The organism is Streptomonospora arabica (assembly GCF_039531585.1).
GTDB lineage: Bacteria > Actinomycetota > Actinomycetes > Streptosporangiales > Streptosporangiaceae > Streptomonospora > Streptomonospora halophila.
Map to the genome: position 1 here is coordinate 311809 of NZ_BAAAQI010000005.1, position 21717 is coordinate 333525.

Genomic DNA, 21717 nt, shown 5'->3' on the forward strand with positions numbered 1-21717 from the left:
ACAGGCACCGGATGAGTTGGTGTTCCGTTCGGCACTCCCTTAGGTTTGGGCGACGACATCCGCCGCGACGAACAGTGGGAAGCCGCCGTGCACCTCTTGGAGCCGATCCTGTGGAACGCGCCGTTCGTCGTGATCCCGCTCCTGGGATTCATAGCCGTCGCGCTGGCGACCCGAGGGCGCCGCATGCTGCCGGCCTTCGGACTCGCGCTGATCCTGATCGACGGGATCGGTGACATGGTCCTCGGCGTGATGACGTATCAGGCGGCCATCATTCCGATCGACGTGTGGCCCTCGCTGGTCCGGCACGCACTCAACCTGCTGCTCGCCGCGGGCTTCCTGCTGCTGCTGATCGGGCTGGTCCGGCGTGTCGGGACCGCTTCCGCGCCGCCGCCCGATCCGGCCTGGTCGGCGCCGCCGCCCGCGGCGGCGCACGGTCCGGTCCCGCCCGGCCACGGCGGCGAGCACCCGGGTCCCGGCCGCCACGCCTACGCCGATCCCTCCGGCCCCCAGGCGCCGGCAGACCCCTCCGGGCACGGCCCCGGAGGCGAGCCGGGTCCGCAGGGCCCGCTCCCCTGGGAGCACGGACCGAGCTCTCACCAACGGCCCCCCGGCCCTCCGCCCCAGACCAACGGTTGAGTCCCGCCGACGACACGGAGCACCGCAATGGATTCGCTGGATTCCCCGGCATTGCTCATCTCCAACCCGTTCGTCTCCCTGGCGCTCCGGTTCCCGCTGGTCATCGTCGGCGTACTCGCGCTGGCTCTGGCCGGTCGGGCGTCGGCGATGCGCGGGCCGATACGTACCGGGGGCGGGCTGCTGATCCTGAGCTGGATCGTCGGCCTGGCGTTCAGCGTTTTCATGGAGTTCGGCTCGTTCCAGGGCGCGCCCACGTTCGTGGTCACGGTGTTCAACGTCGTCAGCATCCTCACCTTCTGCGCCGCTCTGATCCTGCTGCTGATCGCCCTTGCGGGCAGCGGCCGCGCTTCCGCGCAGCGGGGTGCGGCGGCGCCGCACCCCGCGGGCGCCGGGGGGTGGCCGCCGCAGGGCAGCCCCGGTGCGGGGCAGTATGCGCAGGTTCCCGGGCCGGGCCGGGGTCCGGCCGATCCGGCGGCCGGGCGGCACGGCGCCCAGCCCGGCCCCTACGGACAGCCGCCTGCGCCGGGCGGCCCCGGCGGAGCGCAGTACGCACCCGGCCACGCCCAGCCCTACGGCCCCCCGCCGCCCGGCGGGCAGCAGCCGGGAACGGGGCCGCAGCAGCCTCCCGCCGGGCACCCCGGACCGCGGGAACAGCCCGGTCAGCCGCCCGCGGGCCCGCCTCGCGCGCAAGACCCGCGGACCTGAGCACCCCTCCCGTGTCCGGTCCGCGCCCGGCTCCCGGGCCGGAGCGGGGTCAGCGGATCTGCCGGGCCAGCTCGTCCAGCTGCGGCAGGACGCTGTCGCGCCCTGCGGAGTCCACGCCGAAGAACACCCGGCCCACGCCGGCCTCGGCGTAGGCGTCGACGGTCTTCTCGTCGGGAACCGCGTAGTACATCGAGACCGGAATCGTGCCGCGACCGGCCTCGGCCGCGAGCCGCTGCAGCCGGGTCACGCGCTCGCCGAACTCGGCGGCTGTGTCGAGCGTGACGCCCTGGGGCATCCACTCGTCGCCGAAGTCCACCACGCGCTCCTCCACCGTGGGCCCGTTGCCGCCGACGATGACCGGTGGGTGCGGCTTCTGGGCGGGCTTGGGCCAGGCCCAGCTCTTCTCGAAGTCGACGAACTCGCCGTGGAACTCCGCCTCGTCCTTCGTCCACAGCTCCTTCACGGCCTTGACGTTCTCGGCCATGCGCCGCATGCGCGTGCGCGCGTCGGTGCCGTGGTCGGCCATCTCCTCGCGGTTCCAGCCCGCGCCGACGCCGAACAGGAACCGGCCGCCGGAGAGGAAGTCCAGGCTGGCGGCCTCTTTGGCGGTATGGACCGGGTCGCGCTGGGTGACCAGGCACACGCCGGTACCGATACGCAGCGTGGTCGTGGCCGAGGCGGCGTAGCTCAGCGCCACGAACGGGTCGTAGGTGTGCAGGTACATCCGCGGCAGGTCCCCGCCACCGGGGTAGGGGGACCGGCGGCTGACCGGGATGTGGCTGTGTTCGGGGAACAGCAGCGACTCGAAGCCCCGGTCCTCCGCCTCGCGCGCGAGGGTGGCCGGATCGATCGCGTCATGTGTAGGGAACATCAGAATCCCGTACTTCATAAGCTCTGCGTCTTCCTATGTATGCGCCTGCAAACGCCTGGAGTCTACGCCGGGCCGCGACGCCCCGCAGGCAGGCCGCTACCCGCGCCGGTCCGCGCATACCGCGCTCCCGATTACCGGCTCGCCGCTGGTGGTACTACAGTCTGTCGTAGACAATCGCGCCCGGTCCGCCGGCGCGCCCGGCGGCGCGCGGACCGAGCCGGGCGCAGCCGCACCAACCCGGGTGGAGGACTCCCGTGGTCGAAGCGCTGACCACCACCATCCAGGTCGCGTCGCTGGTCCTGGCCGCATGGTGCCTGATCTCGACCTTCCGAGACCAGCCGATGGTCGTGCCCCACCTGGTCGCCATGGGCGTGCTGTGGCTGGCCCTGATCGCCCAGGCCGTGGTGTCCGGTGTGCTGATGGCGGGGGGCGAGCGGCCCGCCGAGCCCCTGGTCTTCGTCAGCTACCTGGCCACCGTCGTGCTCATCCCCCCGGCGTGCGCGGTGTGGGGCTTCGTCGAGCGGAGCCGGTGGGGCCCCGCGGTGATCGCCTTCGCCTGCCTCATCCTGCCCGTGATGATGGTCCGCCTCGAACAGCTATGGGACCCCGCACGTGTCTGACTCCCTCGCCCGCAGCGGTCCCGGCCGCGTCCTCGTCGCCGTCTACGCCGTCTTCGCCATCGGCGCGACCTCGCGCGCGGCCGTGCAGATCCTCACCCGCTTCCATGAGGCGCCGCTGGCCTACGCGCTCTCGGCGCTGGCGGGGCTCGTCTACATCGTCGCGACCGTGGGCCTGGTGGCCGGAGGGCGGACGTCGCTGCGGGTCGCGGCGGTCTCGTGCACCGTCGAACTGGTCGGCGTGCTGGTCGTGGGCGCCTTCAGCCTGCTCGACCCGGCCGCGTTCCCCGATGACACCGTCTGGTCGCGCTTCGGCAGCGGCTACCTGTTCATCCCCCTCGTGCTGCCGGTCCTGGGCCTGCTGTGGGTGCGACACGTGAGCCGAGCGCGCGCCGCCTAGGAGACCGCTCCCACCTCCGCCGCACCCGGGTAGCTTGCACCCATGGCAACCGATCAGAACGCGCCCGCACTGCCCGTCGTCGTCTCGCCGGAGTGGGCCGCCGCGCACGCCGGCGAGGTTCTCTTCGCCGACGTGCGCTGGTACCTCGACGGCCGGTCCGGGCGCAATGCCTACCTGGAGGGGCACCTGCCCGGTGCGGTGTTCGCGGACGTCGACACCGACCTCGCCGCGCCGGCGACCGAGGCCGGCGGCCGCCATCCGCTGCCCGACCCGGGCGACTTCGCCGCCTCCATGGCCGCTCTGGGCATCGGCGACGGCACCCCGGTCGTCGCCTACGACGACAGCGGCGGATCCACCGCGGCGCGGCTGGTGTGGCTGCTGCGCGTGCTCGGCTCGCCCGCGGCCGTGCTCGACGGCGGCATCGACGCATGGCCCGGCCCGCTGGAGAGGGGCGAAGTCGAGCCGGTCCGGCGCGAGCGCACTCCGATGCCCTGGCCCGCCGACCGCTTCGCGGACACCGCCGACGTGCGCGCCGAGGCCGGCGACCCGCGCCGGCTGCTGCTCGACGCCCGCGCCCGCGAGCGCTACACCGGCGCGGCCCCCGCTCCCGTGGACGCCCGCCCCGGGCACATCCCCGGCGCGCGCAGTGCCGCCTGGGCCGGCAACCTCACCGAGGACGGGCGCTTCGCCCCGCCCGAGCGGCTGCGCGAGCGGTTCCGCGCGCTGGGCGCCGACAGCGCCGAGACCGTCACCGCCTACTGCGGCTCGGGTGTCACCGCCTGCCACGACCTGCTCGCCCTCGAACACGCGGGGTACGCCGGTGCCCGCCTCTACCCCGGCTCCTGGAGCGCATGGGGGGCCGACACCGCCCTGCCCGCGGAGACGGGGGAGACCGGCGGGGTCGGGGGGACGGGGGAGTGCGACGGGGGTGCGTAAGCACCGCGTGGCCCTGATCCCAGGGTCAGTGGGCGGCCACGCGGCTGATCGGAAGAGGGTGCGGTGCACACGCGTGCACCACGGACGGCACGGGCCCGGCGACGGTGAAGCCCTGGGTCCATGGTGCGGCCCCGGTCCCGATCGCGGCGTGCGGCACGCCGATGTCGCCTGTTCGAGGTCGGTGGGTAGCGGTACCGGCACGATCGCCACCGCCGCACCGCCTGCGGCGGCGGTTCGCCGCCCGGAGACTCTCCGCCACCTGGAGGGAGTTGCTGCAGGGCGCGTTCTCGCCGCCCGTCGCCGTCGGAGTGGAACCGCGTCGAAGGGCGCTTCGCGCGCCCACCGCCACTCGAACGGTGTCTCGTCGAGACGCGTTTTGCCCGCCCGTCGCCCACCGCCACTCGAACGGTGTCTCGTCGAGACGCGTTTTGCCCGCCCGTCGCCCACCGCCACTCGAACGGTGTCTCGTCGAGACGCGTTTTGCCCGCCCGTCGCCCACCACCGCCCGAACGGAGTCTCTTCGAGACGCATTTTTTCTTCTGTCTCACCGCTGTCTAACCTCGGCCGCCGATCGTTGTCGGTAACAGGTCGAGCATCCGGAGGAGCAAATGAGTGCCAGCGACCCAAGCAAGGGCTTCCCCACCGGGGACCACGGAGGTGAAGGCCATCCGGCCGATCCGCCCGAGGTGTCCGCGGACCCCGCCCGGTCCGGTGCCGACCCTGCGTCCCCGGCCGGGCCCGCCGATACCGCGCAGCAGTCCCAAGCCGCCGCTCGCGCCGGGAGCGGTGCCGAGCCCGTACCCGGCGAAGCCCTCGACGGGGCGGTAGCGGCGCGGGCCGAGGACGGCGGCCCCGAGACCACCGGACCGTGGCGGTCCGCGGTGGCCAACCGGCCGCCGCGCGCGACCCCGGACGAAGCGGCCGGAGCCGAGGCGCCGCCCCCGGCGCCGGACCCCGGGCCCCGGGAGCAGGCGCAGCCTCCCCAGGCCGCCCAGCCCGGCGAACACGCCGCTCCCACCTCCCCCACAGATCCCGTCCGGCAGCACGGCCCTGCTCAGAACGCCCAGGGCTCATATCCGGGCGGGCACGGCCACGGTCCGCACGTTCCGCAGCCGGGACAGCACTCCGGCACCGCCGAATCCGCGGTCTGGTCCGGGGCGGCCGCCGGTGCCGCGGGCGGGGCGGCCGGCTCGTCGGTCCCGTACGGCACCCACCCCGGCCAGGACGCCGGCGCGCACCACGCCGGTGGCTGGCACTACGGTGGCGGCCACCCCGGCGGCCACCCCGGCGGTCCCGGCTACCCCGGTGGCCCCGGTCACCCGGGCGGCCCCGGCGGCTACCCGCCGCCCCCGCACGGCGAGGGCCACCCGGGCGAGCAGCCCCGCAGGCCGGGTCTTCTGCGGCGGAACGCCGTCGTGGTGGTCGCGGCCGTCACGGCGCTGGTCACCAGCCTGATCGTGGGCCCCGCCGCCGCGGCGATCACCGCCTACCTCGCCGACGAGGGCCAGGGAGGCACGTCAGCGCTGACGGACGGCTCCGGCGGCTCCGTCTCGACCGGGGACGTCAGCACCGTCGCCGAGAAGGCCCTGCCCAGCGTCGTCTCCATCCAGGCCGGCCAGGGCGCCGGCAGCGGCGCGGTCATCAGCTCCGACGGCCAGATCCTCACCAACGCCCACGTCGTCGCCGCGGCCCAGGGCGACACGGTCACCGTTTCGTTCAACGACGGCCGCGAGGCGAAGGCCCGCATCCTGGGTACCGACCCCGTCTCCGACCTCGCCGTCATCAAGGCCGAGGACCAGAGCGGGCTCACCACCGCCAAGCTGGGCAACTCCGACAAGGTCGAGGTCGGCGCCAACGTGGTCGCGATCGGCTCCCCGCTGGGCCTGCAGGGCACCGTCACCAGCGGCGTGGTCAGCTCCCTCGACCGCCCTGTCAACACCGGCGCCACCGGCCGGCAGGAGCAGCAGCCGGACAACCCCTTCGGCCTGCCGGAGGAGCCGGAGCAGGGAGAGCAGCAGCTGCAGACCTCAACGGTCATCAACGCCATCCAGACGGATGCGCCCATCAACCCGGGCAACTCGGGCGGACCGCTGATGAACATGAGCGGCGAGGTCATCGGCATCAACACCGCGATCGCCTCGACGAGCTCCACGGGGGGCCAGGCCGGCTCCATCGGGCTGGGCTTCGCCATCCCGATCAACCAGGCCAAGCCGATCGCCGAGCAGCTCATCAAGGACGGCCAGGCGAGCTACGCCGCCATCGAGGCCACCATCACCCAGAGCAACAAGGAAGGCGCCACGGTCGTGGAGACCACCGACGGCGGCGCCGCGGCCGAGGCCGGCCTGAAGCGCGGCGACCGCATCACCCACGTCAACGGCGAGGAGGTGGAGGGCCCCAACGCCCTCATCGCCGCGATCCGCTCCCACCAGCCGGGCGACACGATCACCATCGGCTACGTCCGCGGCGGCGAGGAGCACGAGGCCGACGTGACGCTCTCGGCGCAGTCGTCCAACAGCCTCGGCAGCTGAGGCGGCGCACCGCGAGACCTCTTCGGGAGCGGGGATCCTGAAGGGAACAGGGGGACGGGGCCCGGCGCGTACCGCACGCGCCGGGCCCCTGCCTGCCGCCGCCGGTCCCGGCGACCGGGGTGTGGGGTGCGACACCGGTCGCCGGCTCGACGCGTTCGCCGGGGCGGAGGGTATCGTTCCCGGCACTGTACGGCGATCGGCCGTGCGCCCGCGGTGACGACCCCGCCGTCCCGGCAGGCCGGCACCGCGGAGCCGACGGCCGAACCGGACAACCGACCCGCGAGCACGGTGCGGTCCGTTCACCCGCGCCTCGATCTGGAGACCTGACAATGGGCGAAGCCCCTTCCGCACTCCCGGGCCGCCGTCGGACGCAGAGCGGCACCCCGCACGGCGCCGGAGGACCGCCGGCGCGCCTGCGGGTGCTCATCGGCTCCGACACCTACCCGCCCGACGTCAACGGCGCCGCGCTGTTCACCGCGCGCCTGGCGCACGGGCTCGCCGACCGCGGCGCCGACGTGCACGTACTGTGCCCCTCAGCGGACGGACCGCCGCACGTGGCCGAGACCGGCGGCGTCGTCGAGCACCGGGTGCGTTCGGCTCCGTCGCTGGTGCACGAGACGGTGCGCCTGGCAGTGCCCGCGGGCCTCGCCGGGCACATCGACCGCCTCCTGGCCCGGCTGCGCCCCGACGCGGTACACATCCAGAACCATTTCATCGTCGGCCGCCTGCTGCTGCGCGCGGCCCGGAGGCACGGCATCCCGGTCGTGGCCACCAACCACTTCATGCCGGAGAACCTGTTCACGTACCTGCACTGCCCGCCGGCGCTGCGCTCGGCACTCGGCGACCGCGCCTGGCGCGACTTCGTGCGCGTCACCTCCGGGGCCGACCACGTCACCACCCCCACGCGCATCGCCGCCCAGCTGCTGCTGGAAAAGGGCTTCGGCCGCACCGTCGAGGCGGTCTCCTGCGGCACCGACCTGCACCGCTTCCGGCCGCTCGGCGGCGGCGCTGCCGAACGCGCGCAGGCCAGGCGGCGGCTGGGCCTGCCCGACCGGCCGACGCTCGCGTTCGTGGGGCGCCTGGACACCGAGAAGAACATCGCCGACCTGGTCGAGGCGCTGCCGCACGTTACGGTGCCCGACGCCCAGCTCGTGGTGGCCGGCGCCGGGCCGCAGCGCCCCCATTTGGAGGAGCTGGCGGAGAAGCGCGGCGTGGCCGACCGGGTGCACCTGCTCGGGTTCGTCCCCGACACCGACCTGCCCGGCGTCTACCACGCGGCCGACGTGTTCACCATCGCCGGGACCGCCGAGCTGCAGAGCATCGCGACGCTGGAGGCCATGGCCAGCGGGCTGCCCGTCGTGGCCGCCGACGCGATGGCGCTGCCCCACCTGGTGCAGACCGGGCGCAACGGCTACCTCTACCCGCCGGGCAACCCGGGCGATTTGGCCAAGTATGCCGGCGAGATCCTCGCGGGCGGCGAGGAGCGCGACCGGATGGGCGAGGAGAGCCGGCGGATGGCCTCCCGGCACGACCACCAGGCCTCCCTGGCGCGGTACGAGGAGATCTACCGCGAGCTGTCGCCGGGCCGAGCCGGGTGAACAGCCCAATCCGCGCGGCCGCCGCCCACTCCCCGCTCGGCGGACGGGCCGCGGCCCGGGCCGGGGCCGCGGCCGAGTTCGGGGCGATGCCCCGCGCCGCCCGCGGACCCGCCGGCGGACCTGAGGGGGCGCGCAGACGGGTCGCGCCTGCGGTGCGTCCCCTCGGCCGGCCGCTCATCATGCGACCAGACGTGCCGTTCGGAGTCCCTACCGTGGGGGGCGGATGCCGCGCTGCCGCCGACCTGCTCGCTGGTGACACCCTTGCCGAGCCGGGCGGTGCCCTGCACGGGCGGTGCGGGGGCGGGACGGCTGGCGCGGGCCAGCGTGACCACGCCGACGACGAGCAGGACTGCGGCGGCGGCCGCGATCGTGCCGTCCACCGGCCCGGTCGGGATCCGCTCGTCGAAGAACACGACTCCGATGACCGCGGCCGAGAGCGGGTCGCTGATGAGCAGCGTCGCGTAGGCGAGCGCGAAGTGCCCGCTGCGGTAGGCGTTCTGCACGACCACGGCGCCCGACAGCCCGATCGCCAGGCCGACCAGGCTCAGCGGCTGCACGATCGCCAGCACGTCTGAGACGGCGGCCGACCCGATGACGCGGGCGAACGCCGATGTCGCGCCGTAGGCGACGCCGCCGGCCAGCGCGAGGGTCCAGGCCCGCGTGACGGGGCCGGTGAACCGCGCGGCCGCCAGGCACGCCAGCATCACTCCGGCGCAGCCCAGGGGCATGAGGAACGTCTCGGCGCGGGTGGGCACCGGCGCGCCGGCGTGGTCGGGCAGCGTGGCCAGTAGCCCGGCCAGCGCCGCGGTGACCGCGAGCGAGCCGATGACCTGGGCTTTCTCCAGCCGCTGGCGGCGGAAGAACGCGGAGAGCATCACCGCGAACAGTAGGCCGCTGACACCGATCGGCTGGATGATGATGAGGGGCGCGCTGCTGAGAGCGGCCATGTGCGCCACGACGCCGGCCACCGTCAACAGGGTGCCCAGGCACCAGCCGCGGCTGCGCACCAGGAAGGCCAGCAGCCGCAACTGCCCGAGCCGGGGCGCCCGCACGACCGACCTCTCCTGGAAGGCCGCCCCCGCCGCGACAGCGAGCGCACCGGCAATGGCGATGACCACTGGCAACGACATGTGCTGCTGCGCCCTCCTTGCGTCTCACCCGCTTCGGCGGGTGCGGCGGTACGTCGTTCGGTGGTGCATCCGGCGGGCGGGCGTCGGAGTTCTCTCCGTTTCCGATCGGGATGTCGTGCGCGGCCGGGGCGGGGAACGGCGGGCCCCGTTCTCCGCCGCCTCCGGGCGCGGCGGGGGGACGTCGAATTGCGGATATTCCCGAACAATCCCGACCACCCAGCCGAGTGTGACAGGTACCACGTGCGCGGGGTGAACCGCGGTGGCCCCGACGCGCTCCACGGCAGGAGCCCCCGGCCCCCGGGCCGCCGCCCGCGCGGGCGCTTCCGGCCCGGTGCCACACGGGGGGCCATCCTCCTGGCCTGGGGATTCTGCTATACGAAAGGTCAAGATCCGATAAACGAGCCGAAACAGGCCGCCGGGAGCCGACCGCGGCCTCCAGGCTCACCGGCCGCGGCGATGCGGCGCGGTCGCGCAGCGGGCGATCCCGCCCGCAGGCCGCCGCCCACCGGAGACGCGTCGCGTCGCCCGCCCCTCCCCGGGCTCCGAGCGCGCACCGCGATCCGCCCCGGGGCGGAGCCCGCCCGGCTCTCCGGGCCACCTTATCGGTGCGCGGCCTGACCGCGGCCCCCGCGACCGGGCACGCGGGCCGGTCGGCGCGCCGTCCGTGTCCGCCACCCCTGCGGCGCGGGAGCCGCCGCGCGGTCAATCCCGGCGGTCGGCCGCGGGGTCCCCTTCGCTGCGTGGCGGCAGCCAGAACCCGACGACGGCGCCGCCGCCGGGGCGGTTCGCTGCCAAGACCCGTCCGCCGTGGGCGCTGACGATGTCGTGGACCATCGACAGGCCGAGCCCCGATCCGGGCATGCTCCGCGCCGAGGTCGCGCGGAAGAAGCGCTCGAAGATGTGCTCCAGCTCCTGCTCGTCGACGCCCGGGCCCCGGTCGCGCACCTCGACCCTGCCCTCCCGGACGACGATCTCGACGGGCTCGGCCCCGTCGGGGTCGAACTTCGCGGCGTTCTCCACCGGGTTCGACAGGGCACGCTCCAGCGCCCCCGGCCTGCCGTGCACCACCGTGCCGTCGGCGTCGACCGTGACCTCGCGCCCCGTTCGCCTTCGGGTGCGGGCGGCGACGCGCTCGGCCAGGGCGCCCAGCTCCACGTCGGTCGGCTGCTCGTCCTCACGGCTGTCGGTGGCCAGCTGCACCAGCTCGTCGACGAGGTCGGTCAGCTCGCGTGTCTCGCCCTGGAGGTCGTCGAGGAGCTGCTGCCGGCCTTCCGGGGGCAGCTGTTCGAAGCGGCGCATCACGCTGACGTTGGTGCGCAGGCTCGTGAGCGGGGTACGCAGCTCGTGCGAGGCGTTCTGCACCAGCCGCCGCTGCTCCTCCTTGGACCCGGCCAGCCGGGCCAGCATCGCGCTGAACGCGTTGCCCAGGCGGCCGACCTCGTCGCCCGCCGCCTGCCGGGCGGCGGGCTCGCCGCCGGGTACGGGGTAGTCGAGCCTTCCGGTGGCGCTGACGTACTCGGCGGCCTCGGTCAGCCGCACCAGGCGGCCGGTGACGCGGCGGCCGATCAGCCACCCGGCCACACCCGCTCCGATGAGCACCGCCCCGCCGACGCCCAGCATCTGGGTGGCGAGGCTGTCCAGCATGCTCTCGGTCGGCGACAGCCGCTGACCGATCTGGATGGCGCCGCTGCCGCCGCCGAGGGAGACCGTCGCGATGCGGTACTCCTCACCGTGGGCGGCGTCCTCGCGGGTGTGCACGACCCCGGCCTGCTCCTCGGCCGCGATCTCGCGGTCCTCGTCGGTGACCGGCAGGAACCGCACGGGCTGCCCGCCGCGCACCTGCACCTGGAGTCCGCCGTCGGGGGTGATGGCCTGGTAGGTAAAGGAGTCGGAGTGCAGGAGCGTCGGCCCGTTTCCGCCGCTGAACGGGTTCATCGCCGGTCCGCGCAGGTCGCGCGAGAGGCTCTCGACGGTGGTGTCGAACTCCGTCTGCTCGTCGGTGCGGATCAGAAACGCGGCGGTGTTGTAGGCCAGCGAGCCGACGAGCGCGATCACCACGGCCGCCACCAGGGCGAACGACACGGCGAAGCGGGTGCCCAGGCGCCAGTCGCGCACCGGCACGACGCGCTCCTTGAGAAGGTCCACCATCCGGCGCGGGTTGCCGGTCATCGGATCACCCCGCCTCCCGCGGCCGGATCGTGTAGCCCACGCCCCGCACGGTGTGGATCAGCGGCGGCGTCCCCTGGGGCTCCAGCTTGCGGCGCAGGTAGCTGATGTAGACGGCCAGGTTCTTGGACTCCGGGCCGAAGTCGTAGCCCCAGATGCGGTCGTAGATGGTGGGGTGGTCCAGCACGATCCCGGTGTTGCGGACGAGCAGCTCCAGCAGGTCGAACTCGGTCTTGGACAACTCGACCTCCTGCCCGCCGCGCCACACCCGGCGCGCACCGGGATCGAGCTGCAGGTCGCCGACCTCCAGCAGTGCCGCGGGGGATCCGTCCTCGTCCGTGGGCGCCGCACGGCGCAGCAGCGCGCGCAGCCGCGCCAGCAGCTCGTCCAGCTCGAAGGGCTTGGGGAGGTAGTCGTCGGCGCCGGCGTCCAGTCCGGCCACCCGGTCGGAGGTCTCCACACGCGCCGTCAGCATCAGGATCGGGGTCCGGTCGCCCTCCTTGCGCAGGACGCGGCACACGCCCAGGCCGTCGACGCCGGGCATCATCACGTCGAGCACCAGCAGGTCCACCGGCTCGGCGTGTACGGCCGCGAGGGCCTCGACACCGTCGCCCGCAGTACGCACCTCGTAGCCCTCCAACCGCAGCGCCCGATCCAGCGAGTCGCGGATGGCGCGGTCGTCGTCGGCGATCAGGACGCTGCTGGCTCGGGTCATGGTGCCAATGGTGGCGCATCCGGGTTAGCCGCCGGTAAGAGCAACACGAAGTGGGAGTGGGCACGTGGCGGTGGGGAGGCGGCGGGGGTCCGCGGGGTCCGGGCGGAACCCGCGGGTCTACGCGCGGCGGGCGGCGCGCAGGGAGCCGGCCGCCGCCACCGCGCCGGAGACGAGCAGCACCGCGCCCGAGAGGACACCGCTGACGATCGGAACCAGCGGCGTGTGGGCCAGGCCGACGAGCGCGAAGCCCGCAGCGCCGAGCAGGGTGAGCCCGACACCCGGCACGAGGACGGAGGCCTCCCGCCACACCGCCGCCAGTGCGGCGAAGTGCAGGCCCACGATGAGCGCGATCCAGGCGACGTTGGCCTCCGCGGGCGCGCCCAGCGCGTGCAGCGCCGGGAAACCGCCGAAGAGCAGCACGGCTTCGGCTGCGACGACGGCGGCGTAGCCGCGGCCGAACATCGCCGGTCGCCCGCCGGCCGAGCCGGCGCCCGGGGCGTCCGGGGAGCGGTCGGCCGCAGTGCTCCGGGCCGCCAGCACCGCCGGCACGGCGGCAGCCGCGAGGGCGAGCACCGCGGCGGCGCGCGCGAAAGCGACCAGGCCCGGCCCCATCGGGGCGCCGGAGTTGACGAAGACGAACACGGCGCCGAAGACGCAGCCGATCAGGATTCCCGCGAGCCGTCGGTGCATGGGCGGGGCCGCCTCCTTCTGAAGGGGGGACGTGTGTGGTGGAGGGGCGGCACAGGGCTCATCCGCCGTCGTGGCCGTCGTCGGCGCTGAAGCGCTGCCGGTCGGCGGTGTGGGAGATCCCCGGCCCGACGGCTCCGCCGCCGATACCCGCCAGGAGGCCCGCAGCCGGGTTGTCGACGGCCGCGCCCACCGTCGCGCCACCGCGCCGCCGCCGGGCACAGCAGGAGCCCGACCGCGACGTGCGGCCTTCTCACCGGCGCCGGACCCTCCGTGCGCCGTCGCCGCTCCGGACGGCCGGACAACGGCCCCGCGGCTACGCATCGTCGCCGTCGCCGCTGCGGCCGCCTTGTTGGAAGGCGATCCCGAAGGCGATGCCGATCCCGATGCCGAAGGCGATCCCCAGGCCCAGGTTGTCCAGGGCGACGCCGATGGCGGTTCCGACCCCTATGCCGATGGCGAGTCCGGAGAAGGCGGAGGTGTTCCACTTCATCGGTGCCTGCCTCCTCTGCCGGCCGTTGCGGACGGCGGACGTGGTGGACGATGCGGAAGATCGGACGCGGTGCGGCGCCCGCGGGTTCCCTCGCCCGGTCCCCCGGACCCCCCGAGGGCGAGCCGGCCCGGCGCCCGGCCGGTCACAGCTCCAGCTCCCAGGTCTGCGCCGTGAGGTCCCGCCCGAAGGCGCGCTCCTCATGCGAGGAGACGAGGCGGAACCCGGCGGCCTGGTACAGGCGCCGCGCCTCGGCGAGCACCGAGTACGTCGCCAGCACCATGCGCCGGTAGCCGGCGGCGCGTGCGAAGTCCAGGCATTCCCGCATCAGCATCGAGCCGACGCCGCGGCCGCGCGCCTCGGGCTCGACGAGGAACAGCCGCAGCCGCGCGGTGCGCTCGTCGTCGGCCACGCACGCGATGCACCCGGCGCGGCGGCCGCCGGCCTCGGCGATCCACAGGCGCCGGCCCGGCCCGTCGGGCGCCTGCGCATAGTCGGCGACCAGGCGCGCCACCCAGGCCTCGAACGCGGAGTCCCAGCCGTACTGGGCGGGGTAGAGGGCGCCGTGGCGCTCGACCACCCAGCCGAGGTCGCCGGGGCCCGGCTCGCGCAGCGACGGGCCGCCGGGTGCGGCGGCGGAACCGGAGGCGGCATCGGTCGCCGCGCGATCGCCGCCTCCGGTGTGGGCGGGATCGTCGAACAGCCGCCGCACGGTGCACATCGCCTCGATGAGCCGCCGCCGCTCGGCCGCGGACAGGTGCGAGATCAGCCTGACGACCTCTTCGTTCGCGCGGTCGTCCAGCACCTCGGCGGCGCGCCCGCCCTCCTCGGTCAGCTCGACGACCTGCCGCCGCCCGTCCTCGGGGGAGGGCGAACGGGTGATGAGCCCGCCCCGCTCCAGCCGGGTCAGCACGCGGCTGAGCTGCCCGGCGTCCATGTCGAGCTCGCGCCGCAGGTCGAGGGCTTCGGCCCGGGGGCGGTGCCGCAGCTCGTACAGGGTGCGGACCTCGGTCAGCGACCACGGGGAGTCGAGCAGACCGGGTTTGAGCACGCCGACCCGGCGGGTGAAGAAGCGGTTGAACGAGCGGACCGCGGAGACGTCCTCGATCGGGACGCCGGTGTCGGATTCGAGCTTGCCCATGGCCATCTCCACTGCTGCTCCGCCTCCGCGGCGTCCCCGGCCGCCGCCGAAGCACAACTGTTTGACTCTGACAAACAATCTAGCGCGGGGAGGGGCCGGTTGGAAAGAAGCCCCTTGGAGGCGCCGCGCGCCTCAGGCCTCCCCGCCGGACTCCGGCGTGCGGCGCATGCCCGCTGCGCGGCCCTTGCCCGCCACCGCCAGCGCCATCTTGCGGGAGGCCTCGTCGAGCATCTCGCCGCCCAGCATCACCGCGCCGCGCCGCTCCACGCTCGTGGCGTGCTCGTAGGCCTCCAGGATGCGCTCGGCGTGGTCGTAGTCGTCCTGGCCGGGCGTGTACACCTCGTTGGCCGCCGCCACCTGCGACGGGTGCAGGACCCACTTGCCGTCGAAGCCGAGGGCGGCGGTGCGCCCCGCCGAGCGGCGGAACGCATCGACGTCGCGGATCTGCAGGTACGGGCCGTCGATCGCCTGGAGCCCGTTGGCGCGCGCGGCCAGCAGGATGCGCATCAGCACGTAGTGGTAGGCGTCGCCCACGTCGTAGCCGGGCGGCTGCTCGCCGACCACCAGCGTGCGCATGTTGACCGAGGCCATGAAGTCGGCGGGCCCGTACACCAGGCTCTCCAGCCGGGGCGAGGCCGCCGCGATGTCGTCGGCCCGGGAGGCGCCGCGGGCGTCCTCGATCTGGGCCTCGATCCCGATCCGGCCCGGTTCGAGGCCGGTCGCCGCCTCGATCTGGGTGAGCAGGGTGTCCAGCCAGCGCACGTGGTCGGGCCCGGTGACCTTGGGCAGCACCAGGCAGTCCAGCTCGGCGCCGGCCGCCTCCACGACCTCGATGACGTCGCGGTAGGTCCACGGCGTCTCCAGGTCGTTGACGCGCACCGTGCGCACCTTGGCGCCCCACCCGCCGGCGTTCAGCGCGGCCGCGGCGTTGGCGCGGGCCGCCTCCTTCTCCGACGGAGCCACGGCGTCCTCAAGGTCGAGGAAGAACGCGTCGGCCTCCAGGCCGCGGGCCTTCTCGATGAACCGGGCGTTGGACGCCGGAACCGCCAGAACCGAACGGCGCGACCGCGATGCCACCGCACCCATGGTGCCTCCCTTGCTCGACCGGACTCGGCGCCCCGCCCGCCCGCGGGCGGCAGGGGACGCCGCCGGACATCCTCGCAAACCGGCGCCGCCGGACGCGCGCCCGCCCGCGGCTCCGCCGTGAGGCATGCCGCAGCGCCGTGCCGCCCGCGCCCGATCGGGCGGTGCATAGAGTGCTACCAGGCACGGAACGAGTACGGGGGTGCGCAGAAGCCGGTGCGCGGGCGGGTCCCCGGGGGAGCGAGGCCCGATGGACGAGCCCGACGAGCACACGACCAGCCACCCGACCAGCGCGCACTGGGGGACCTACGACGTCCTGGTCTCGGGCGACCGCGTCGTGGGGGTGCGGCCGGGCGCGGACGACACCGACCCCTCGCCGCTCATGCGCAACGCCCCCGCCGCCCAGCACCACCGGACCCGCGTCGCCGCTCCGGCGGTGCGGCGGCGGTGGCTGGAGAACGGCCCCGGCCCCGACAGCCTGCGCGGCGCCCCCGGCGACGAGTACGTCGAACTCGGCTGGGACGCCGTCCTGGACCTGCTCGCCGCCGACATCGACCGCGTCCGGCGCGAGCACGGAAACGCCGCGATCTTCGGCGGCTCCTACGGCTGGGGCAGCGCCGGCCGGTTCCACCACCCGCAGAGCCAGGTGCACCGCTTCCTCAACTCCGTCGGCGGCTACACCCGCTCGCGCAACACCTACAGCCACGCCTGCGTCGAGGTGCTGCTGCCGCACGTCGTCGGCCTGGGCGGCACAGCCGACCTGCTCGAACGCGCGCCGACCTGGGAGGCCGTCGCTCGGCACACCGACCTGGTGGTGACCTTCGGCGGGCTGCGGCTGTCCAACACCTGGAACTCCTCCGGCGGACGGGCCCGCCAGACCGCCGCCGAGGGTATGCGCGCGGCGGCCAAGAACGGCGTGCGCACCGTGTCCGTCAGCCCGCTGCGCGACGACACCATCGAGGAATCGGGCGCCGAATGGCTGCCGGCCGACCCCGGCACCGATACCGCCGTCCTGCTTGCCCTCATCCACACCCTCTTCGACGAAGGGCTGGCCGACCACGGCTTCCTCGACCGCTACACCGTCGGCGCCGACGTGCTGCGCCGGTATGTCACGGGCGAGCAGGACGGTGTCGCCAAGACCCCCGAGTGGGCCGAGGGCCTGTCCCGGCTTTCCGCCCGGACCCTGCGCGACCTCGCCCGGCGCATGGCCGCCGGCCGCACCCTGGTCAACGTCGGCTGGTCGGTGCAGCGCACCCGCTTCGGCGAGCAGCCGCTGTGGGCCGGGGTGGCGCTGGCCGCCTGCCTGGGCCAGATCGGGCTGCCCGGCGGCGGGTTCGCCACCGGCTACGGGTCCTCGGGCAACTACGCGGGCGGCTCCACGCCCTCGGGGCTGCCGCGCTTCCTGCAGGGCGCCAACCCCGTCGACTCCGCCATCCCGGTCGCCCGGATCGCAGACACGCTGCTGCACCCCGGCGAGTCCTACGACTACGACGGGCGGCGGCGCACCTACCCCGACATCCGCATGGTGGTGTGGTCCGGCGGCAACCCCTTCCACCACCACCAGGACCTCGCGCGGCTGACGCGCGCCTTCGGCCGCCCCGAGACGGTGGTCGTCGCCGAGACCCACTGGACCGCCACCGCCCGCCACGCCGACATCGTGCTGCCCTCGACCACCACCTTGGAGCGCGACGACATCGGGGCCAGCCAGGGCGACCTGCGGGTGCGCGCCATGCCGCGCGCGGTGTCCGCGCACGGCAGCGCCCGCGACGAGTACGACGTCTACGCGGACCTCGCCGAGCGGCTCGGCGCGCGTGCGGAGTTCACCGAGGGGCGCACCTCGGCGCAGTGGCTGCGGCACATCTACGAGCAGTGGCGCGCCCGGTACTCCACCCGGCGGCCGCCCGGCTTCGACGACTTCTGGGCCGCCGGCGCGGTCGACATCCCCGACCGGGTCGAGGACACCACCCTCTTCGGCGGCTTCCGCGCCGACCCCGGCGCCCACCCGCTGGCCACCCCGAGCGGGCGCATCGAGCTGTACTCGCGGACCGTCGACTCCTTCGGCTACGACGACTGCCCGGGCCATCCCGCCTGGCTGCCTCCACCGGAGCGCCTCGGTACCGAGCGGGCGCGGCGGTGGCCGCTGCTGCTCGTCGCCAACCAGCCGCGCGGCCGCCTGCACAGCCAGCAGGACATGGGCGCCTACAGCCGTTCGCTTGAGATCGCCGACCGGGCGCGAATGCGCATGCACCCCGGCGACGCGGCGGCGCGCGGCATCGCCGACGGCGACGTGGTGCGGGTGTACAACGACCGCGGCAGCCTGCTCGCCGGGGTCGAGGCCAGCGCCGACGTGCGGCCCGACGTCGTGCAGCTGTCCACCGGTGCCTGGTACGACCCGTCCTCGCCCGCGGCGACCTGCGTCCACGGCAACCCCAACGTGCTCACCGCCGACATCGGATCCTCCGCCCTGAGCCAGGGCACCACCGGCCAGCACGCGCTGGTGGAGGTGGCCCGCTACGAGGGCGAGCCCCCGCCGGTGCGCGTGTTCGAGCCCCCGCGGACCAGCGCGCCGTAGCAGCGGGCGGGTCGGGGGCCGGGCGCCCCGGCGGTCGGCCGGTCGGCAGTGCCGCGAGGGCCCCGCGCCCGTCCGCACCTGCGCCGACGGGAGACGCCGCTCACCGTCGGGTCCCACTTCCGCCGAAATAAGGGGATAGGTTAGCCTCTACTAAGTTCGAGTGGAACGTGGAACCGCCCCGGAGGAACAGTGCTGCCCCTGCCCGCGCGCCGCACGGCCGCCCCCGCTGGCGGAGCGCGATGAGCCTGGAACGGCCGTCCACCGCCCTGGACACGGGCGACGACGCCGATGCTCCCGACTCCGTCGTCGCCGCCCAGGCACTCGACCGCCGCACCAGCGCCGCCGCGCGCACCCACCTCCTGCGCACCACCGGTCTGCTCGCGCTGATCGCGGCCCTGGCCGGCTGCGCGGTGCTCAGTATCGCCGTCGGTGCCAAGGCCATCCCGCTGGGCAGCGTCCTCGGCGCGCTGCTGGACCCCGACGGAAGCTACAACTCCAGCGTCGTGTGGGAACTGCGGCTGCCGCGCACCGTCCTGGGCGTGTTCGTCGGCGCGGCCCTCGGGCTGGCCGGGGCGCTCATGCAGGGGCTCACGCGCAACCCCATCGCCGAGCCCGGCATCCTGGGCGTCAACTCCGGCGCCGCAGCCGCGGTCGTCACCGCGATCTTCGCATTCGGCCTGACCGGGGCGGACACCTACATCTGGTTCGGGTTCCTCGGCGCCGCGGTCGCCTCGGTCCTGGTCTACGCCCTGGGCTCGCGCGGACGCAGCGGCGCCACACCCGTCCGCCTTGCCCTGGCCGGAACCGCGCTGGGGGCGGTGCTCCAGGGCTTCGTCTACGGGATCACGGTCCTCAACGAGAACGTCTTCGACCAGATCCGCTTCTGGCAGGTCGGCTCCCTCGTCGGCCGCGACCTGGACATCTTTCTGCGCCTCTGGCCGTTTCTGACCGCGGGCATCGTGCTGGCCCTGATGCTGGGGCCCGCGCTGAACGCCGTCGCGCTCGGCGAGGACCTCGCCGCCGCGCTCGGCGCCCGGGTCAACCGCACGCGCGCGTTCGTGGCCCTGGCCATCGTGCTGCTGTGCGGCGGCGCCACCGCGGCGGGCGGCCCCATCTGGTTCGTCGGCCTGATCGTGCCCCACCTCGCGCGCTCGTTCACCGGGCCCGACCAGCGGTGGCTGCTGCCCTACTCCGCGGCGACCGGTGCCGTACTGCTGACGCTGGCCGATACCGCAGGACGCGTCGTCACCTCCAGCGGCGAACTGGAGGTCGGCATCGTCACCGCCCTGATCGGCGCGCCCGTGTTCATCTACCTCGTGCGGCGGAGAAGGATGGCCCAGCTGTGACCCTCACCCCCGCCCGCCCCGGCACGGGCTCCGACGCAGCGGCCGGCGGCGCGCCCGGCGCGCCGCCGGGCCGCCCTCGGCGCTTCACACGGGCCGTGCGCCTGGCCGGCGGCCGCGTCAGCTTCGCGGTGCGCCCGCGCGTCGCCGCCGTCTACGGCGGGCTGCTCGCCGCGACCGTCGTCGTCTTCGCCGTGTCGCTGTCGGTGGGCGAGTACGCCATCCCGCTGCCGCGCGTGCTGTGGGCGCTGGCCGGCGAGGGGGAGCGCCTCGACCTCTTCTTCGTCCGCGACGTCCGGCTGCCGCGCGCGTGGGTGGCGGTGCTGGTCGGCGCGGCCCTGGGCATCGCCGGAGCCGTGTTCCAGAGCATCTCGCGCAACCCGCTGGGCAGCCCGGACATCATCGGGTTCACCGGCGGCGCCTCCACCGGCGCGGTGGCCGTCATCCTGGTGTTCGGCGGCAGCGTGCTGCAGGTCTCGCTCGGCGCCGTGGTCGGCGGTGTTGGCACGGCGGTGGTGGTCTACCTGCTGGCCTTCAAGCAGGGCGTACAGGGTTACCGGCTGGTCCTGGTGGGGATCGGCATCAACGCGCTGCTGCTGGCGGTGCGCGACTACCTGATGACCCGGGCCGAGCTGACCGAGGCCATGACCGCCCACATCTGGATGATCGGCAGCCTCAACGGGAGCGGCTGGGGCGAGGTCGTCGCGGTCTCGATCGCGGCGGCCGTGCTGGTTCCCGTCGTCCTCGCCCTGGGGCCGCGGCTGCGCCTGATGGAGATGGGCGAGCAGTCCGCGCGCGGACTGGGCGTGCCCGTGCAGGGCACCCAGGTTACGGTGATGCTGGCGGCGAGCGCGCTGACCGGCGCGGCGATCGCCGTCTCGGGTCCCATCAGCTTCATCGCCCTGGCGGCGCCCCAGTTGGTCCGCCGCCTCGCGCGCACCAACGGCACCGCGCTCCTGGGCGCGGGGCTCATGGGCGCGCTGCTGCTGGCGGTGGCCGACCTGATCGCCCAGCAGGCGCTGGCGCCGACCCAGCTGCCGGTGGGCGTGGTCACGGCGGTCATCGGCGGCAGCTACCTGATCTGGGTGCTGTACCGGGAATGGCGTACCGGCCATGCCTGACCCCGGCCGCGCGACCCACCGGACGCCCAACACGAGTCGGACGCGGCAGACGCGTCGGACGCCTGAAGGAGAGACGATGCCCGAACCGTCCCGGCTGTGGGGAGAGAACCTCACTCTGGCCTACGACCAGAGTGTGATCTCCCGCGACCTGGGGATCACCATCCCGGACAACTCCTTCACCGTGATCGTCGGGCCCAACGCCTGCGGCAAGTCGACGCTGCTGCGCGCGCTGTCGCGGATGCTCAAGCCCAGCAGCGGGGCGGTCCACCTGGACGGGCGGCTGATCGGCTCCTACCCCTCCAAGGAGGTCGCGCGCCGCCTGGGGCTGCTGCCGCAGTCCTCGATCGCCCCGGACGGCATCAGCGTCGCCGACCTCGTGGCGCGCGGGCGCTACCCGCACCAGAAGTTCCTCAAGCAGTGGTCGCGCACCGACGAGAAGGTCATCAACGAGGCCATGGAGGCCACCGGGATCGTGGACCTCGCCGGGCGCATGGTCGACGAGCTGTCGGGCGGCCAGCGCCAGCGCGTGTGGCTGGCCATGGTGCTGGCCCAGCAGACGCCGCTGCTGCTGCTCGACGAGCCCACGACCTATTTGGACATCGCCCACCAGATGGACGTCTTGGACCTGTGCGCCGAGCTGCACCACGAGCGGTCCTACACGCTGGTCGCGGTGCTGCACGACCTCAACCACGCATGCCGGTACGCCACGCACCTGATCGCGATGAAGGACGGCCAGGTCGCCGCGGAGGGCGACCCCGCCGACATCGTCACCGAGGAGCTGGTGGAGGACGTCTTCGGGATGCCGGTGCGCGTCATCCCCGACCCGGAGACCGGTACGCCGCTGGTCGTCCCGGTCGACCGCGGCGGCCGCATCGCCCGGCGCAGGGAGCCGGGCACCGTGGAGCGGCCCGCCGCGCGCGCCGAGGAGGCGCGCAGCGCCTGACGCGCAGCGCCGCGCCGACGGTACCGCTCCGGCGG

Annotated in this window: 20 protein-coding genes; 11 read left to right on the forward strand and 9 right to left on the reverse strand. The window is 74.4% G+C overall.

Going from position 1 to position 21717, the window contains the following annotated elements:
* The first annotated feature begins 45 nt into the window (after window positions 1-45).
* Together ABD284_RS11550 and ABD284_RS11555 are read left to right on the forward strand one after the other, a co-directional pair.
* Window positions 46-636: a hypothetical protein gene (locus ABD284_RS11550; RefSeq protein WP_344142787.1), complete on the forward strand. Its 591-nt coding sequence runs from the start codon at window positions 46-48 to the stop codon at window positions 634-636.
* A 27-nt stretch (window positions 637-663) separates the two neighbouring features.
* A complete protein-coding gene (locus ABD284_RS11555) occupies window positions 664-1341 on the forward strand; it encodes a hypothetical protein (protein ID WP_344142789.1) in 678 nt (225 codons plus the stop codon).
* Window positions 1342-1390: 49 nt separating this feature from the next.
* On the opposite strand, the gene ABD284_RS11560 is transcribed toward ABD284_RS11555, so the two are convergent.
* The gene (locus ABD284_RS11560) at window positions 1391-2212 is read right to left on the reverse strand and encodes an LLM class F420-dependent oxidoreductase (protein ID WP_344142790.1); all 822 of its coding nucleotides are present in this window, start codon (window positions 2210-2212) and stop codon (window positions 1391-1393) included.
* Window positions 2213-2466: 254 nt separating this feature from the next.
* Here ABD284_RS11560 and ABD284_RS11565 point away from each other — a divergent pair, with 254 nt between their 5' ends.
* The 5 genes from ABD284_RS11565 to ABD284_RS11585 all read left to right on the forward strand — a co-directional run bounded on the left by ABD284_RS11565 (window position 2467) and on the right by ABD284_RS11585 (window position 8291).
* Entirely contained in the window at window positions 2467-2832 is a 366-nt protein-coding gene (locus tag ABD284_RS11565) for a hypothetical protein (protein ID WP_344142792.1), read from the forward strand.
* The gene (locus ABD284_RS11570; protein ID WP_344142794.1) at window positions 2825-3229 is read left to right on the forward strand and encodes a hypothetical protein; all 405 of its coding nucleotides are present in this window, start codon (window positions 2825-2827) and stop codon (window positions 3227-3229) included. Before ABD284_RS11565 ends, ABD284_RS11570 begins: the two co-directional genes overlap by 8 nt.
* Window positions 3230-3271: 42 nt before the next feature.
* On the forward strand, window positions 3272-4165 hold the full coding sequence (locus tag ABD284_RS11575) for a sulfurtransferase (RefSeq protein WP_344142795.1): 894 nt from the start codon (window positions 3272-3274) through the stop codon (window positions 4163-4165).
* A gap of 608 nt (window positions 4166-4773) precedes the next feature.
* A complete protein-coding gene (locus ABD284_RS11580; protein WP_344142796.1) occupies window positions 4774-6693 on the forward strand; it encodes a trypsin-like peptidase domain-containing protein in 1920 nt (639 codons plus the stop codon).
* 329 nt (window positions 6694-7022) lie between these two features.
* A complete protein-coding gene (locus ABD284_RS11585) occupies window positions 7023-8291 on the forward strand; it encodes a glycosyltransferase (protein ID WP_344142797.1) in 1269 nt (422 codons plus the stop codon).
* Here the strand turns inward: ABD284_RS11585 and ABD284_RS11590 are convergent.
* The 8 genes from ABD284_RS11590 to ABD284_RS11625 form a co-directional block, all read right to left on the reverse strand.
* Window positions 8258-9421, reverse strand: coding sequence for a DMT family transporter (locus tag ABD284_RS11590; RefSeq protein ID WP_344142798.1), 1164 nt, complete (start codon window positions 9419-9421; stop codon window positions 8258-8260). The two genes, ABD284_RS11585 and ABD284_RS11590, sit on opposite strands and share 34 nt — an antisense overlap.
* Before the next feature lie 702 nt (window positions 9422-10123).
* Window positions 10124-11590, reverse strand: coding sequence for a sensor histidine kinase (locus ABD284_RS11595; RefSeq protein ID WP_386698795.1), 1467 nt, complete (start codon window positions 11588-11590; stop codon window positions 10124-10126).
* A gap of 4 nt (window positions 11591-11594) precedes the next feature.
* Window positions 11595-12302: a response regulator transcription factor gene (locus tag ABD284_RS11600; RefSeq protein ID WP_344142800.1), complete on the reverse strand. Its 708-nt coding sequence runs from the start codon at window positions 12300-12302 to the stop codon at window positions 11595-11597.
* A 117-nt stretch (window positions 12303-12419) separates the two neighbouring features.
* Window positions 12420-12992 carry a hypothetical protein gene (locus tag ABD284_RS11605; RefSeq protein ID WP_344142801.1) on the reverse strand — a complete coding sequence of 191 codons (573 nt, stop codon included), beginning with the start codon at window positions 12990-12992 and terminating at the stop codon, window positions 12420-12422.
* A gap of 58 nt (window positions 12993-13050) precedes the next feature.
* A complete protein-coding gene (locus ABD284_RS11610; RefSeq protein ID WP_344142802.1) occupies window positions 13051-13182 on the reverse strand; it encodes a hypothetical protein in 132 nt (43 codons plus the stop codon).
* Between the two features lie 123 nt (window positions 13183-13305).
* A complete protein-coding gene (locus tag ABD284_RS11615; RefSeq protein WP_344142803.1) occupies window positions 13306-13482 on the reverse strand; it encodes a glycine zipper domain-containing protein in 177 nt (58 codons plus the stop codon).
* Between the two features lie 142 nt (window positions 13483-13624).
* Window positions 13625-14620, reverse strand: a complete 996-nt coding sequence (locus tag ABD284_RS11620) for a bifunctional helix-turn-helix transcriptional regulator/GNAT family N-acetyltransferase (protein WP_344142804.1) — start codon at window positions 14618-14620, stop codon at window positions 13625-13627.
* 132 nt (window positions 14621-14752) lie between these two features.
* Window positions 14753-15706, reverse strand: coding sequence for an HpcH/HpaI aldolase/citrate lyase family protein (locus tag ABD284_RS11625; protein WP_344142806.1), 954 nt, complete (start codon window positions 15704-15706; stop codon window positions 14753-14755).
* Between the two features lie 247 nt (window positions 15707-15953).
* Between ABD284_RS11625 and ABD284_RS11630 the strand changes: the two genes are divergently transcribed.
* The 4 genes from ABD284_RS11630 to ABD284_RS11645 all read left to right on the forward strand — a co-directional run bounded on the left by ABD284_RS11630 (window position 15954) and on the right by ABD284_RS11645 (window position 21682).
* Window positions 15954-18275: a molybdopterin-dependent oxidoreductase gene (locus tag ABD284_RS11630; protein ID WP_344142807.1), complete on the forward strand. Its 2322-nt coding sequence runs from the start codon at window positions 15954-15956 to the stop codon at window positions 18273-18275.
* Window positions 18276-18514: 239 nt separating this feature from the next.
* Window positions 18515-19621: a FecCD family ABC transporter permease gene (locus ABD284_RS11635; protein ID WP_344142808.1), complete on the forward strand. Its 1107-nt coding sequence runs from the start codon at window positions 18515-18517 to the stop codon at window positions 19619-19621.
* A gap of 95 nt (window positions 19622-19716) precedes the next feature.
* Window positions 19717-20739 carry a FecCD family ABC transporter permease gene (locus ABD284_RS11640; RefSeq protein WP_344142853.1) on the forward strand — a complete coding sequence of 341 codons (1023 nt, stop codon included), beginning with the start codon at window positions 19717-19719 and terminating at the stop codon, window positions 20737-20739.
* A gap of 76 nt (window positions 20740-20815) precedes the next feature.
* Window positions 20816-21682 (forward strand): ABC transporter ATP-binding protein, encoded by an 867-nt coding sequence (locus tag ABD284_RS11645; protein WP_344142809.1) that lies wholly within the window; start codon window positions 20816-20818, stop codon window positions 21680-21682.
* The last annotated feature ends 35 nt before the right edge of the window (window positions 21683-21717 follow it).

What these genes read in the sequence shown, in the direction of transcription:
- ABD284_RS11555 (WP_344142789.1), top strand. Translation starts at nt 664, where the DNA reads ATGGATTCGCTGGATTCCCCGGCATTGCTCATCTCCAACCCGTTCGTC.
- ABD284_RS11560 (WP_344142790.1), bottom strand. Translation starts at nt 2,212, where the DNA reads ATGTTCCCTACACATGACGCGATCGATCCGGCCACCCTCGCGCGCGAG.
- ABD284_RS11575 (WP_344142795.1), top strand. Translation starts at nt 3,272, where the DNA reads ATGGCAACCGATCAGAACGCGCCCGCACTGCCCGTCGTCGTCTCGCCG.
- ABD284_RS11580 (WP_344142796.1), top strand. Translation starts at nt 4,774, where the DNA reads ATGAGTGCCAGCGACCCAAGCAAGGGCTTCCCCACCGGGGACCACGGA.
- ABD284_RS11585 (WP_344142797.1), top strand. Translation starts at nt 7,023, where the DNA reads ATGGGCGAAGCCCCTTCCGCACTCCCGGGCCGCCGTCGGACGCAGAGC.
- ABD284_RS11590 (WP_344142798.1), bottom strand. Translation starts at nt 9,421, where the DNA reads ATGTCGTTGCCAGTGGTCATCGCCATTGCCGGTGCGCTCGCTGTCGCG.
- ABD284_RS11595 (WP_386698795.1), bottom strand. Translation starts at nt 11,590, where the DNA reads ATGACCGGCAACCCGCGCCGGATGGTGGACCTTCTCAAGGAGCGCGTC.
- ABD284_RS11600 (WP_344142800.1), bottom strand. Translation starts at nt 12,302, where the DNA reads ATGACCCGAGCCAGCAGCGTCCTGATCGCCGACGACGACCGCGCCATC.
- ABD284_RS11605 (WP_344142801.1), bottom strand. Translation starts at nt 12,992, where the DNA reads ATGCACCGACGGCTCGCGGGAATCCTGATCGGCTGCGTCTTCGGCGCC.
- ABD284_RS11615 (WP_344142803.1), bottom strand. Translation starts at nt 13,482, where the DNA reads ATGAAGTGGAACACCTCCGCCTTCTCCGGACTCGCCATCGGCATAGGG.
- ABD284_RS11620 (WP_344142804.1), bottom strand. Translation starts at nt 14,620, where the DNA reads ATGGGCAAGCTCGAATCCGACACCGGCGTCCCGATCGAGGACGTCTCC.
- ABD284_RS11625 (WP_344142806.1), bottom strand. Translation starts at nt 15,706, where the DNA reads ATGGGTGCGGTGGCATCGCGGTCGCGCCGTTCGGTTCTGGCGGTTCCG.
- ABD284_RS11630 (WP_344142807.1), top strand. Translation starts at nt 15,954, where the DNA reads ATGGACGAGCCCGACGAGCACACGACCAGCCACCCGACCAGCGCGCAC.
- ABD284_RS11635 (WP_344142808.1), top strand. Translation starts at nt 18,515, where the DNA reads ATGAGCCTGGAACGGCCGTCCACCGCCCTGGACACGGGCGACGACGCC.
- ABD284_RS11645 (WP_344142809.1), top strand. Translation starts at nt 20,816, where the DNA reads ATGCCCGAACCGTCCCGGCTGTGGGGAGAGAACCTCACTCTGGCCTAC.